Origin of the sequence: Gordonia sp. 852002-50395_SCH5434458 (assembly GCF_001665905.1) — a bacterium.
GTDB lineage: Bacteria > Actinomycetota > Actinomycetes > Mycobacteriales > Mycobacteriaceae > Gordonia > Gordonia jacobaea.
On record NZ_LZTC01000075.1, the window covers coordinates 145564 to 157808 of the forward strand.

Below are 12245 nucleotides of genomic sequence, written 5' to 3' on the forward strand. Positions count from 1 at the left end.
AGGCATGGCAATAGACGACCCCACACCTGAGGCCGATCACTATGTCCTGACCTCGCATGCTCCGAAGTGGCGAAGGCAGACCGGGCGGAACGGCCAGATCACGATCGCGTTCTACTCGATCCCCGGTGGCCGAGTTCGGGAAGTCATCCTCGTGACTGGGTACAGCATCTTTTCGGACGACGACCATATGATTGAGCTCGCTACAGAGTTCCCGACGGTGCCGATCATCTTCAACTCGCAGATCGGAGTACGCCCGCCAGGCAGTGAAGACCGAAATGGACCTGGCTGGCGCATTCTCGTCGCGGACGATGAGTCCACGTCCCCATTCGATGTGCCGTTCAATGCGCTTGCAGATAGCGGCATCTCGCTGTACTGACGCCCATCTTGCCGCAATCTTGATTACTCGATCTGCGACGACAAGGGAAAGCCGCGACGAATGACGTGCCTCGGCGGGCGACTCGAGATGATCGTCCAAGTAGGTGCAGCCCACTGAGCGTCGCTGGTCTCGTCGCCCTGCCGGATCATCCCAGGGGATCGAACCCGGCACCTAGCTGTAAGACCCGGGCAGGTTGTGAACGTGTAGGCGTTCGATCGGGGTGAGTCCGCCGATGCCGGTGTGGGCTCGGTGGTGATTGTAGTGGTGTAGCCAGTCGTCGTAGGTGGCTGCGCGGGCGGTTTCTGAGCTGTAGAACTCGGCGTAGGCCCATTCCGAGGCCAGGGTGCGGTTGAATCGTTCGACCTTGCCGTTGGTTTGCGGGCGGTAGGGACGGGTCTTCTTGTGCTTGATCTCGGCGCCGAGGGATTCTGCGAAAACCTTTGAGCGGTAACAGGCGCCGTTGTCGGTCATCACTCGTCTCACAGTGATCCCATGTTGGCTGAAGAAGGCGTTGGCGCGGTCCCAGAACTGCGCGGCGGTCTCTTTGCGTTCGTCGGTGAGGATCTCGGAGTATGCCAGCCGGGAATGGTCATCGACGGCGTGGTGCAGATATGCGTACCCCGGGCGGTGTTTCTTGTTGTGCCGGTTGCCGACCGTGCGCCCGAGTTTGCGGTGGCCGCCGCCTTCGGGGATGCGGCCGAGTTTCTTGATGTCGATGTGGATCAGGTCGCCGGGAGCGTCGTGTTCGTAGCGTCGTGGCGGTGTCCGGCGTACCGGAAGACCGGTGGCCTGATCGAGGTGACGCAACAGCGGCATCCGATACCGGCGCAACACCGCCTCGACGGTCGATTTTGCTAGCCGCAGGTGCGCAGCGATTCGTGCAGCGCCCCAGCGACGCAGGAACCGCAACTTGATGATTCGACGTTCCCGGCGCACAGGGAGCTGATGGGGTGACCGGTAGGGGCGGCTGGACCGATCTGCCATGCCGGCCTCACCGGTCTGCCGGTAGCGGTCGGCCCACTTCTTGGCCGTGGCCGGTGAGCAGTTGAACCGTTCGGCGGCCCGTCGTAGAGGCCAGTTCTTATCGACGACGCACTGAGCCAGGGCCAGACGGCCACGTTCGGTGAGGAAGGCATTACGGTGGGTCATGAGGGCCTCTTGGTGATCGGCGTGTGTGTGGTAACCACATCGATACCGGAGGCCCTCACCTGTTGACCGGCACCACGCCGTTCACAACCTCCCCAAGAGTTACACCTAGCGCTGTGGCTGCTCTCAGCAGAATGGAGTGAAAAGCAAACCCCTGCACCAAATCTCGGTGCAGGGGTTTGCATCTTTCATCCCCATGGCCTCGGGCTGGGGCGAACGACGGCCTCGTAGGTACCCAGGCGCTCGCGACCACGCCGCAGCACGATGCCGACGAGGAGCGATCCGTCGTCGCCGTCGCGGATCTCAATGACCCTGCCGAGGATGCCGGATGATCCGACAAGGACTGCCCCGCAGAACTATTCGTGGGCGCTCACGGCGGCGACGGGGCCGTCGGGCGTCAGTCGTGCCACGGCAAGGCCTCGACGAGCGCAGCGGCGTTGACGGTCTCGCCGGTCACCAGCCAGTGCTGCTCGCATCCGGCCTCGACCTGCGACGGCGAGACGCGGTACGTCGCGATGCGGGGCCCGGTGCGGACGTCGGTGAGTACGACGTCGAGATGGTCGGGGATGTCGATGCCGATGGTGGCCAGGACCTCGCGGACTGTGGTCTGCGGGTCGGTGATGGTGGACATGGGACCTCCTCGGTCAGAAGCTGTGGAAGATGAAGACCTGGTGATTGGGCGCGGACTCGACGGTGTAGTCGGCCTCGATCTCGGCCGCCCAGGCAGCCATGTCGATGAATCGGCGCAGGTCCTCGGGGACCGAGCAGAAAGCGCCGGTCTCCTCGGCCAGGTCGATCGCGTAGGCGAGGAAGCTGTCCCACGTGCCCGCGTAGCGCTCGGTGAAATCCGAGAGCGAGGGCAGGCCGTCGCCGTCCTCGACGTGATCGTCGCTGCGCACCCAGGCGCAGACAGCGGGCCACTGCGAGGGGTCGTCCAGCTCGTCGTAGAGCTGACCCCAGCGGGCTGCCGTCATGGGATCGAGCTCGCCGTCGGTGGGTAGATGCTCGTGGTCGAAGCACCAGAGCTCTTCGTGCGTCTCGGGGCGGATCGGGCGAGCGTGCAGCTGCGACGGGGTGACGTCGCCGGCCTCGGAGGCGGGGTACCAGGCCCCGACTAGGCGACCGTCGTTGTAGCAGGCCAGGCAGCCTAACCAGACCCGGGGCGCGACGGTAATGGGAGTGGACATGTGACCTCCTCGTGGGTTCGAGGAGTCACCCGCGGGCGGCGGTGCCGCCCGGCCTCCGGACCAGGGACGAATCAGCGAGTCGCTCGTTCGGCGCGGGGTAGCAATACTCCGACTGACTGCTGGTATCGATCGCCAGTCAAGGCAGCTGGCTCGGCGCTCGCCCAACCACAACATGGCAACTGCGCCGGAGGACCGCCACTATCGAACAACTCGGCCACGGTGGAACCGGAACCGCATCGCGTGCGTCTAAACCCTAGGATCGGATCAGATCGGGAGGGGGCCCACATATGGATGGCAGCGAGGTTGGGCGCGAACTGAGCGCTATCGACGAGATCGGCAGACGGGTGATGCCGCAGATCCAGGCAGTGCGCGGTACCAGTAGTGGCGACCGTGTAGCGGTTGCTGTCGACGTCAACGGCAAGCTGCTCGACATCGCGTTCGACCAATCGGTGTCCAGGCTGAACCCACGTGAGCTGTCCAGGCAGGTGCTCACCGCTTACGCCGAGGCGTGTGAGCACGCCGCAGCAGCCGCGGCGCCTCTGCTCGCCGAACTACAGGCCGAGTTGAGTCGTATCGGACAGCCACAACACGACCAAGAGCCACCCAGCGCGCCTTGGCAGACCGAATCCGACAGGTGGGAAGAAGAACCGCACCGATTCGACCCGCTTCGGAACACGTGGCGATAACGGGGAGTGACGGGGGGACCGAGTGAACGAGGGTAGAACGATCCGGGCCGACTTCGCCGAGCTCGACTACGCGCAGAAATTCATTGGCGGCGTAGCCGATTCGCTCGAAGGCGAGGTCAAGGCCCTGGCGAAGCGAATGACGACCTTACTCGACAACTGGGATGGGCTGACTTCCAAGGCTTATCGCACCGAGTGGGACGACTGGCACGAGGGTGCGACCGAGGTGATCGCAGCGCTGCGCCAGTCGATCGAGGCACTCGGCATGGCCAGAGCAGCCTTGTCCGAAGCGGACGCCGCAGGCGCATCGCTGCTGGGCGACACCTACGTCCCACTCAACCTCGGGAATCGCTCGTGACCCGGCTGCGCGTGGACCGCGCCGAGCTCGCCGACGTCATGAAGCAGATGGCCGCGCTGACCACGAAGACCGAGGAGTCGCTGGCCGACATCGACAAGATCATCCAGCAGCTTCACGTCACCTGGAGCGGCGAGGCCGCTGCAGCGCAGGCAGAAGCACACGCCGAGTGGGCTGCCGGCGCGGAGGACATGCGGGACGCTCTCAGCGACCTGGAGAAACTGGGCAGCACGGCGAAGTCGAACTATGACTCAGCGGTCGACGCCAATGTGCGGATGTGGCGCCGATGAGCCCGCCACCCTCGCGCACGAGCCCGGGTCTGGCGGGGCCGTTGCTTGGGCCTCTGGATGGGTCCGCACCCACAGGCGAGATCGACAACGAACCGGGCAGCTACACCTGGACGGCGACGAAGACCGTCGGCACCATGCAGATGCGCCTCCAGGAGGACATAACCGAGCTAACCGGCGTGCTGAGCGGCCTGGGAGGTATGGCTGGGACCGACCACGCCGGTCAGACCTGGGCCTCCGCGTATGACGACGCCGTCGCTGGCGGCGGAATGGAAGCGGCCGGAGGCATCGTCAACGTCGCAGCCGTATTCCACAACATGATGCTCACCTCGGGGCTGAATTACTCGGCCGCCGACTCCGCAGGAACCGCCATACCCGTCGCACCTAGGTCCTCGAGCCCGGGAATGAAACCCGTTGGCTACCAACCACCGTCACCGCCGAGCGCCTTTGGCGGTGGATCGGGCCCGCCCAGCTGGTGGGGACTGATCGCCGGATATGTCCAAGGGGTTGTGTGGCCCAACGGTGATCCCGGCCGGCTACGCGCCGCCGGTGCCGCCTGGCGCACCGCCGGCCAGAACGTGATCGCCTCGATCCAGTACCTCAACGCCGCCGACAGCAAGCTCACCGCGCAGAAGGCGCCGGAGCTGCCGCACATGCTCGCCGCGATCGCTGATCTGAGCCAGCAGACGAAAACGGTCGGCGATGTCTTCATCGAGCTCGGCGCCGAATGCGACCGGTATGCCCAGCAGATCGAGGATACGCACAGCAAGGTCTACGCCGAGGTTGTGAAGCTCCTGGCCGAGACGGTCGCGATCGAAGCCGCCGCTGTGATCTCCGGCGTTGGCGCTGTCGCGGTGCAGGCAGCGGTCGTGGCGCGGACGACCCTTACTGGTGCACGAGTGGCCGCCATCATTCGTGACTTCCTGCGCCTCGTTGAAGGCTTGTCGATGTTCGGCCCACGCTACGCGGGGGCGTTCGCCGGCACCAACGCTGCCCTCGACACATGGAAGGGCGCCGGACCAATCATCGCGTCCATCTCGGTCGGTCGCGGAGACTCACGCATGTGGCAAGTGTTCGGCAAGCTACGCCGGCCGAAGTTGGACCCGGCCGTCGAGGCCGCGGTCATAGCCGCTGCAAAGACAAAGACCATCAACGGCCAGGAGTTCTACGTCAACGGGGCCGACAAGTCGATTCTGATTCCGGTATCGGGCAAGTACAACGACCCGGCGATCACATCCGGACCGCTCGTACCCGCCTGGCCAGGGGGCAAGCCCAACTACTACTTTCACGACGGCCACTACTATCCGAAGGACACCACGATCCACATCGGACACAGGTACGGCGAGGAGAACTGGCGGCAACTCGCCGACAAGACGGGGAAGATGAACCAGTGGGAGTTCAACGAACTGATGAATAATCCCAACCTTTACCGGCTCGAGGATGCCTACGGCAACTCATCCCATTACTACGAGAAACCCCGTTAGGTTGACACATGTCTGAGATAGATACGAGGGACCGCCTCGACCGCACCCCGCTGCACTACGCGGCGGTCGACGGCGACCTGAAAGAGCTCAAGAAACTCATCGCGGCCGGCGCGGACGTGAATGCCCGTGAAGCCCGTGACTGGACGCCCTTACACTTCGCAGCGGAGAGCCTGCACCCAGAAGTGGTAGAAGCACTCATCGCAGCCGGTGCCGAGGTGGACGCGCAGAACGATCGCGGCGAGACACCACTCCACCTCACGATCGGCAGAGGAGGCTATGACCGTTCCGCCGCGACGGCTACCGTCTTGCGCCGCGCCGGTGCCGACGTACATAAGCCAGACGCCCGAGGTGGGTCACCCATCGACGACTTGCGCGAGACCTCTAACGAGGTCTTCCCGGTCCGCGACGCATTCACCGACCTGCTCTGATAGATGGGCAATCGCCTGAGGCTCGATTGAGCGCCGCGGGCTCACCTAGTGAGCCGCAATAGCGACACCTGGTTTACGCCCATAGTGTCCGTTGTCCCGCATGCCGACAGCGCCGCCGACTTCTCGCGCGGAAAACTCGGCATAGACAGCGCCCCGAGCCTCCTATCCGAGGTCCGGGGCGCTGTGTGTTTGTCGTCTGGCTCATGGGCTCGCCGTCCATCGCGCGATGCGTTCCGAGCTGTGGAACCGGAGGGGACGCGGCTGCGTCCAAGTCCCATGACCACCAAACGCGTCCGGATCTACATCCCGCCTTACGACCCCGACTGTCCAATCTGCCGGCGAATCATCGAGACTGGCGGCCCACTGGATGGGCCCAATACGCCCGACCCCGATGCCGCGATGACTCATCGCCAGCCGATTAGATAAGCCGAACCCGGTTGAACACGTAAACGCCGCCGTTGGGTGCAGGTACGACCACGTAGTTGCGCTCCAGATCGCCCGTGACGCGGTCGATGTCGACGTACGGGCGGAGCCCCTTGGGGACGGGGTCGAGCAGCCCAATCACTTCGAACAGGGCGTCTGCGTAGTTGCGAAAGCGAGGCCACGTACCGTGGTAGCTCATATGGAATTCGCTAGCGGACGGCATTCCGTCGCTATCTTCGACGCACGCGCCGGAGCGGACCCAGGCACAGAAGACCGGCCAGTGCTCGGCACCGACCTGCTCGTACAGATCCCTCCATCTGGCCACGGCTTGCGGATCGAGTTCGACGTCGCCCGGGATCTCATCGATGCCAACGCATTCTGCTCGGAGTTGGTCGGTGCTGCGGTGGTGCTCCTCTGCCTGCCCATCGGCCGACGGGACGAGATAGCCAGGATCGGTGGGAACGAGCACATTCGCTGCGTTGTACTGGTCAGCTGCGGCCTGCGGCGTCATACCCCGGGCGCCGGGGCTCAGAACCCCTTCCGCGATCTGTTGGTCAATCCAGGAATCGGTGGACATTGGAAACCTCCTCGGTTCGAGTTGCGTGCCGAGGAGCCTCCCGCCAGCGGCTACGCCGGTGGATTTACAGGGGTGAAGTTGCTCGAGGTACGTGTGGATACGGCCATCGGTGTCCCTGAGTCTGGGGTGGATCAGTCGGTTGATCGGTGGCGGTCACCGGTACAGGAAATCCGGACCTACGTCTTCGATTTCTGTTGTGGCAGTGCAGGACCACCAGACTGTTCATCCTCCACGAAGGTGTTAACCAGTACAGCGGAGTAGGCGGGGGCCCAACTGACACGCCGACCGGCCCTGTTGTGACGCGATCAGCAATTGGCCCCGCCAATCACACCAGGGAGCACCAGGATGGCTGGCACCGGCACTCGAGCTGATCACACCCGCGACGATCCCTTGGGCGAGAACGGCAAGAGCCACCGACGCGACGGGTTGATCACCTGTCTATCGCGCTGTCGAACGGGAAGTGCCACAGTGCGTATCGGGGGCCTTTCGTCCGCGTCGTTATCGGCGTTGGGCACGGCGTTTGCCTCTACGGTGATGCCGATGTCGGTCAGGGAGCCGTCGGGGCGCTTCTTGGCCAGTTCCATGACCGTTGTCCGCATGATGCTGCCTGAGGCACGTACGGGCCCGGAGATGCACTGCCGCACATCATCTCGGGTGAAGAGCATGACTTTTCCTGACTGGCAGGTGTAGCGGCGACGCGCTACTTGCCACAGGTCAGAGATCGCGTGGTAGATCACTGTCGCGGTAGCCAGATCCTGGTCCGGCAACGAGGCCATCATGCTGATGTGATGCTTCGGGCCGTCCTTTGGTGCCCGCGGGCCAGCCGGCCCGTGTAGGTAGACGAGTAGTCCGCCATTATGAAGAGGGACCTCATCGTCGTCGGTCTTGATCGACATCTTGCTGGTATCGACACGCACTGTCGTCAGACCGTGCTTGGCCGCGTTGTAGAGGAACGATTCGTCCAGGAGTCGTGCGGCGCTGTAGCCCAGAAGAAGTTTGATGGCGTCGACGGTCGCGGCGAACTCCTCGTCGGAGGCCGCGATTGCGGCATCACGAGGGTCTGTACCGCCGAGGAACACCATGGCAATGTCGGACTCGCTGAATCCGCTCTCCCGGCTCTTGGCGACCTTTTCCTTGAACGCGACGAAGTTGGTCGAGGCTGACATACCGAGCCAGGGGCAATCTGGCTTCTCGACGTGTGCGTAGAAGAGGCGCAGGATCATCTCGGCGGCGTGGTGGAAGAGCATCACCGACTCAGTGACGATGTAGCGCTCGCGCACTTCGTCGGACGGCGGGCCGGTGGGGGTCATCTCCAGCGAGCCAACCCTGCGGGGCGTGGCCAGCAGCGGCGCGATCTGCTCAGTAGGCAGGCTCATCAGCGAGAGGGCCTCGATTCGCAGCCTCAAGAACTCGGCGGGATCGCCGGTGTAGAAGGTCCCATTCAGTTCCGGGAACAGTTCTGTAGCCAGGGGTAAAGGCTTGTCCGCCTCGGCGGCGGGCTTCGTTATACCCTTGCGGGATTTCGAGTTTCGCGGCATGCACCAATCATGCCGGTGAGCACTGACACAACAACCAGCAAGTCGCGTCTATATATAAGCCGCACTTTGTTTTGCGTTGCTAACAACTGGCTCCGTGCCTTGATACAGAGACGAAACCCCCGGAGCGGGGTGCCGCTCCGGGGGTTTCACGTGGGTCAGCGCTTGGTCAGCGAGATCTTGCCTCCAGGAATGCCGTAGTAGCAGAGGTCGCCGCCGTACCGGCCGGGAGCGCGCTTGACCAGCGCCATGCGGAAACCGACGCCGTTGTCGTGGTAGGCACCCCGGGCCGTAGGAATCAACCGGTAGTGGTTGACGATGGGCCCGTAGCGGACGCTGAGGACACCGCCGCGGACGGTCGCCGGATCACGGTTGACCGCACCGAAGTAGCCGGGGCTGTGGAACCAGTAGGTGCCGGGCGCGATGCCGCCGGGGGCTGCCTGAGCAGCCGGGGCGGCGGTGCCGTGACCGAGGGCTGCCATCAGCGTGATGACCAGGGCCGCGAGAGTGGTGCGAGCGTTCATAGTCACTCCCCCAGCTTCTTGATCTCGGCGCGGTAGACCGACGAGCTGCCACGGACCATCGCCCAGACGACGGTGTCGTCAAATGCATCTCGCAGGACCGAGGAGACGTACGCCTTCTCCGGCTTGTCACCTGCGGCCTCGGCCGGGATGACGATGCCAGAGCCGGACGCCGCGGCGACGCGGGCGTAGCCGGCCGTCGGCTCATTCGCCAGGTCGAACGACTCGGGACGATTGGCGGCCGGGTACGGGTACCGGGTGGCCGAGGTCACGGTGCCGCCCTGGTCGATCACGGCGATGAGCAGGTCGGTGCCGGAGTAGGAGGAGGACTCGCCGAACTCGGGCACCGTGACCGTGACCGACCGATCCTGGAGCTGCGACAGACCGCGGTGGACACCGCTGTAGCCGGTGATAGTGCCGTCGAGCAGCTCGGGCTGGCTCTTCACGATGTCAAAATCGGTCGGGAGCCGAATTTCGCTGGTCAAGACGATGGCGTAGCTGGGCTTGTCCCGGTTCTTCTTCCACGCCGTGTAGCTGATCTTGGCCGAGTCGTGGGCCTCGGAGTCGACGGTGGTCGCCGAGTCCTTCTCGGTCCAGGCGCCCTCGGTGCCGGGACCGGTCGGTACCCCGGTGCCCTTGTCATCACTGCAGGCGGTGAGCGTGGCGACCAGGGCCAGGAGCAGGAAGATGGCGACGGCTGCGGGCCGTCGGCGGTGGTGTGTCATGTGCATCCCTTCGAGGATGCGGGGGAAGAAGATGCAGGTGGTGACGGTCAGTCGTCGCTGAGCGTCTGGGCTGCAGCGTCGTCGGCCTCGGCGGCTGCCAGCAGCTCGCTCGGAGCCAGGTGGAGTGCCCGGCAGACATCCCAGAGGAGATCGACGCTGAGCGACGTTCTGCCCGTCTCGACGCGATAGAGCATCGTCCGGTCGATGCGGGCCCGTTCCGCCAGTTCCGCCCGGGTGAGGCCCGCTCGCTCACGAGCAGCGATGAGCGCCCCCGCGAGCGCCTGCCGACGCACGTCACGCTCCCAGAGCTGATGAGGCGTCAGAGAATCGGGCTTGGGTTTCGGCACCCAGCGATTTTGTCACGTAGACCTGCATGAATATCCCCCCGCACTATTCATTTCTCATTCTTGTTGCACTAGTGCAACCGCCATCAGATTACGGATCATCCGACAAAGCGCAAGACCTGGGGTGTCGGAAGTCGTCCGTTCGGTGGACCAGCACTGCCCCCGCCACCGCGCCGCGGCGGCTGCGGTGGCTACGAAGGTGACCACGAGATCTCCAACCACGGCGGGGCCTGCCGAGGGACGAGGCCGGCGCCCGTCGTGGCCGCCCTCGGCAGAGCAGGATGAAAAGCACAGCCCCGCACCATCTCTGGTGCGGGGCTGGCGCAGGTCACCCCCACGGCCTCGGGCTGGGGCGGATGAACAGGATCTCGTCAGGGTGGGCGTGCACCTCGTAGGTGCCCAGGCGTTCGCGACCGCGCCGCAGCACGACGCCGACGAGCAAGCTGCCGTTCGGGCCGTCGCGGATCTCGATCACACGACCGAGCAGGCCGTCTCGTCCGACGATGGTTGCGCCGCAGTACAGCTCGTGGGCCTGGATCGCGGCCACAGGGCCGTCGGGCGTCAGTCGTGCCACGGCAGGGCGCTTTCGAGGTCGAGCAGCTCTCCGGTCACCAGTTGGTGCTGGTCGACCGCTGCTGCGAGCTGCGACGGCGAGACGAGGTAGCGATGGCCGACGAGGCCGGCCGCCCCGGTGTCGGTGAGCGCGATCTCGGCGCCGCAGGGTACGGCGAGCCCCAGGGACAGCAGGGCCTCGCGGACGCGCGTCTGCGTTTCAGGGTCAGCAGTGATGGACATGTGCCTCCTCGGTGGGTGTTCCGTGGGGACGTCCGCTGTCGGCCGCGCCGACGGGGCTGCGGTGGCATGGCGGGCGTGCCTCCGGGGCTCCGGGCCTGGCGGCCCGCCGCCCTCCGGCACTACCGCCGTGCTGTGAGGTGCGTAGTGGCCTGTCACTGTAGGTATGGCCACTTCCCAGACGTCGTGACCTACAGACTGTGGCCACGGACAGTGACCCCTGCTGTGGCGCAGCGCGGTGGGTTACGACGTGAAGATGGTGGGCATGCCTTGTGGGGGTGCCGCCGCAGTGACCGGGCTTCTGAGCACCCTGCTGAGCACCCCCACTCCCAACACGTCGTGACCAACACGACTGTGCGACGGATAGTTGCCACGGCCCTGTTGCGGTTCGAGCCACGCCCCCCTCGGTATGGGTAGCTCCGGTAAGGGGGCGTACTTCGTACTAGCCCCCCGCGTTACCTGCGCTACCCCCTCGGGGGCGTCGTTTGGCCAGGTCAGACACCCTTCGTTGTAGATTCGTTATGTGGTTTCAAAGAAGGTGTGGCACAACCCATATAGAACAACCTTTCGAAGCAGCCCGAAACATTCAGGTCACAGCATGTTTTTGGGGCGCTATGCAGCTGTTTGCTGCCAATAGGGCCTTTGCAGTGACGCGGGTCACGATTCCCTGTCAATTTCTATGCCCCGACACTGCGGGTAACTGCAGTATCGGAGGCCCGCAGGGGCCGTCAGGCCCCGGAGCGGCCGGAGGTACTGCTTGTGGTTCGCCGCAGTAGAGGATTCAGTGAGGCACCGCTGACGATCGCTTCGGCGGGTCATTCCCCCGAAGGTTGTCGGCAGCGCTCCCCCGGTCGCGGTTTGGGGGTAGATTCGGGGGTAGAGACACGAAAGAGGCCCTCCCCGGTATCCCGGAAAGGGCCTCTGACCTGCGGTCGGGCTGACAGGATTTGAACCTGCGACCACTTGACCCCCAGTCAAGTGCGCTACCAAACTGCGCCACAGCCCGTTGCCCTCTCGCGAGGGCCTCGACAACATTAGCCGACGGCGGCCGTTCGAGGCTAATCGCCTGGTCACGGCCGCGCCGACGGTTCTGCTAGGAGACCGTGGAGCGCTTCCGGTACCAGATCCAGCCGCCGGTCACGATGAGCGCGCCGACCAACGATCCGATGATCCCGCTCGGACGCAACGACAGTCCGTCACCCGAGAGCAGACTGATCAACAGTCCGCCGACGAACGAGCCGACGAGGCCCGCGACGATGGCCAAGGTCCAGTCGATGTTCCACATGTTCTTGCCACCGATGATCAGCTGCGCGAGGGCGCCGATAACCATTCCGAATACGATGATCGCCAAGATAAGCACGCATGGGAGTATGTCACGACTT

Annotated in this window: 17 protein-coding genes and 1 tRNA gene; 6 read left to right on the forward strand and 12 right to left on the reverse strand. The window is 64.6% G+C overall.

Annotation, left to right across the window (positions count from 1 at the left end):
- Positions 1–4: 4 nt before the first annotated feature.
- Positions 5–376 (forward strand): hypothetical protein, encoded by a 372-nt coding sequence (locus A5785_RS16970; protein ID WP_064867783.1) that lies wholly within the window; start codon positions 5–7, stop codon positions 374–376.
- A 171-nt stretch (positions 377–547) separates the two neighbouring features.
- Here A5785_RS16970 and A5785_RS16975 read toward each other — a convergent pair whose 3' ends face one another.
- The 3 genes from A5785_RS16975 to A5785_RS16985 form a co-directional block, all read right to left on the reverse strand.
- Positions 548–1525: an IS481 family transposase gene (locus A5785_RS16975; protein ID WP_064867785.1), complete on the reverse strand. Its 978-nt coding sequence runs from the start codon at positions 1523–1525 to the stop codon at positions 548–550.
- Positions 1526–1919: 394 nt separating this feature from the next.
- The gene (locus A5785_RS16980) at positions 1920–2153 is read right to left on the reverse strand and encodes a hypothetical protein (RefSeq protein ID WP_064867787.1); all 234 of its coding nucleotides are present in this window, start codon (positions 2151–2153) and stop codon (positions 1920–1922) included.
- A gap of 13 nt (positions 2154–2166) precedes the next feature.
- Positions 2167–2709: an antirestriction protein ArdA gene (locus tag A5785_RS16985; RefSeq protein ID WP_064867789.1), complete on the reverse strand. Its 543-nt coding sequence runs from the start codon at positions 2707–2709 to the stop codon at positions 2167–2169.
- 287 nt (positions 2710–2996) lie between these two features.
- On the opposite strand from A5785_RS16985, the gene A5785_RS16990 reads away from it, so the two are divergent.
- Genes A5785_RS16990 through A5785_RS17010 form a run of 5 tightly spaced genes read left to right on the forward strand, consistent with a single transcriptional unit; the run spans position 2997 to position 5946 of the window.
- The gene (locus A5785_RS16990; RefSeq protein WP_064867791.1) at positions 2997–3395 is read left to right on the forward strand and encodes a YbaB/EbfC family nucleoid-associated protein; all 399 of its coding nucleotides are present in this window, start codon (positions 2997–2999) and stop codon (positions 3393–3395) included.
- Between the two features lie 22 nt (positions 3396–3417).
- Positions 3418–3750, forward strand: coding sequence for a WXG100 family type VII secretion target (locus A5785_RS16995; protein ID WP_064867793.1), 333 nt, complete (start codon positions 3418–3420; stop codon positions 3748–3750).
- Entirely contained in the window at positions 3747–4037 is a 291-nt protein-coding gene (locus tag A5785_RS17000) for a WXG100 family type VII secretion target (protein WP_082946595.1), read from the forward strand. The genes A5785_RS16995 and A5785_RS17000 overlap by 4 nt, the downstream gene beginning before the upstream one ends.
- Positions 4034–5518 (forward strand): WXG100-like domain-containing protein, encoded by a 1485-nt coding sequence (locus A5785_RS17005; protein WP_156528099.1) that lies wholly within the window; start codon positions 4034–4036, stop codon positions 5516–5518. Before A5785_RS17000 ends, A5785_RS17005 begins: the two co-directional genes overlap by 4 nt.
- Before the next feature lie 8 nt (positions 5519–5526).
- Positions 5527–5946 carry an ankyrin repeat domain-containing protein gene (locus A5785_RS17010; RefSeq protein WP_064867797.1) on the forward strand — a complete coding sequence of 140 codons (420 nt, stop codon included), beginning with the start codon at positions 5527–5529 and terminating at the stop codon, positions 5944–5946.
- A 418-nt stretch (positions 5947–6364) separates the two neighbouring features.
- Here A5785_RS17010 and A5785_RS17015 read toward each other — a convergent pair whose 3' ends face one another.
- From A5785_RS17015 to A5785_RS17055, 9 genes are all read right to left on the reverse strand, one after another.
- On the reverse strand, positions 6365–6946 hold the full coding sequence (locus tag A5785_RS17015; protein WP_064867799.1) for an antirestriction protein ArdA: 582 nt from the start codon (positions 6944–6946) through the stop codon (positions 6365–6367).
- A 371-nt stretch (positions 6947–7317) separates the two neighbouring features.
- Positions 7318–8484 (reverse strand): hypothetical protein, encoded by a 1167-nt coding sequence (locus A5785_RS17020; protein ID WP_064867801.1) that lies wholly within the window; start codon positions 8482–8484, stop codon positions 7318–7320.
- A gap of 155 nt (positions 8485–8639) precedes the next feature.
- Positions 8640–9005 (reverse strand): hypothetical protein, encoded by a 366-nt coding sequence (locus tag A5785_RS17025; RefSeq protein WP_064867803.1) that lies wholly within the window; start codon positions 9003–9005, stop codon positions 8640–8642.
- Between the two features lie 2 nt (positions 9006–9007).
- Positions 9008–9727: a hypothetical protein gene (locus tag A5785_RS17030; RefSeq protein ID WP_156528101.1), complete on the reverse strand. Its 720-nt coding sequence runs from the start codon at positions 9725–9727 to the stop codon at positions 9008–9010.
- Positions 9728–9774: 47 nt separating this feature from the next.
- The gene (locus tag A5785_RS17035; RefSeq protein WP_064867807.1) at positions 9775–10074 is read right to left on the reverse strand and encodes a helix-turn-helix domain-containing protein; all 300 of its coding nucleotides are present in this window, start codon (positions 10072–10074) and stop codon (positions 9775–9777) included.
- Positions 10075–10399: 325 nt separating this feature from the next.
- Positions 10400–10645, reverse strand: coding sequence for a hypothetical protein (locus A5785_RS17040; RefSeq protein WP_064867809.1), 246 nt, complete (start codon positions 10643–10645; stop codon positions 10400–10402).
- A complete protein-coding gene (locus A5785_RS17045; protein WP_064867811.1) occupies positions 10633–10866 on the reverse strand; it encodes a hypothetical protein in 234 nt (77 codons plus the stop codon). Before A5785_RS17045 ends, A5785_RS17040 begins: the two co-directional genes overlap by 13 nt.
- A 929-nt stretch (positions 10867–11795) precedes the next feature.
- Positions 11796–11869: transfer RNA gene (locus A5785_RS17050), tRNA-Pro, on the reverse strand.
- Positions 11870–11956: 87 nt separating this feature from the next.
- Positions 11957–12223, reverse strand: coding sequence for a GlsB/YeaQ/YmgE family stress response membrane protein (locus A5785_RS17055; RefSeq protein ID WP_049700735.1), 267 nt, complete (start codon positions 12221–12223; stop codon positions 11957–11959).
- Positions 12224–12245: the final 22 nt, after the last annotated feature.

Excerpts from the sequence above, each read along its gene's own strand:
- A5785_RS16975 (WP_064867785.1), bottom strand. The coding sequence starts at position 1,525 with ATGACCCACCGTAATGCCTTCCTCACCGAACGTGGCCGTCTGGCCCTG.
- A5785_RS17025 (WP_064867803.1), bottom strand. The coding sequence starts at position 9,005 with ATGAACGCTCGCACCACTCTCGCGGCCCTGGTCATCACGCTGATGGCA.
- A5785_RS17015 (WP_064867799.1), bottom strand. The coding sequence starts at position 6,946 with ATGTCCACCGATTCCTGGATTGACCAACAGATCGCGGAAGGGGTTCTG.
- A5785_RS17020 (WP_064867801.1), bottom strand. The coding sequence starts at position 8,484 with ATGCCGCGAAACTCGAAATCCCGCAAGGGTATAACGAAGCCCGCCGCC.
- A5785_RS16990 (WP_064867791.1), top strand. The coding sequence starts at position 2,997 with ATGGATGGCAGCGAGGTTGGGCGCGAACTGAGCGCTATCGACGAGATC.
- A5785_RS17010 (WP_064867797.1), top strand. The coding sequence starts at position 5,527 with ATGTCTGAGATAGATACGAGGGACCGCCTCGACCGCACCCCGCTGCAC.
- A5785_RS16970 (WP_064867783.1), top strand. The coding sequence starts at position 5 with ATGGCAATAGACGACCCCACACCTGAGGCCGATCACTATGTCCTGACC.
- A5785_RS17030 (WP_156528101.1), bottom strand. The coding sequence starts at position 9,727 with ATGACACACCACCGCCGACGGCCCGCAGCCGTCGCCATCTTCCTGCTC.
- A5785_RS16980 (WP_064867787.1), bottom strand. The coding sequence starts at position 2,153 with ATGTCCACCATCACCGACCCGCAGACCACAGTCCGCGAGGTCCTGGCC.
- A5785_RS17045 (WP_064867811.1), bottom strand. The coding sequence starts at position 10,866 with ATGTCCATCACTGCTGACCCTGAAACGCAGACGCGCGTCCGCGAGGCC.
- A5785_RS17005 (WP_156528099.1), top strand. The coding sequence starts at position 4,034 with ATGAGCCCGCCACCCTCGCGCACGAGCCCGGGTCTGGCGGGGCCGTTG.
- A5785_RS16985 (WP_064867789.1), bottom strand. The coding sequence starts at position 2,709 with ATGTCCACTCCCATTACCGTCGCGCCCCGGGTCTGGTTAGGCTGCCTG.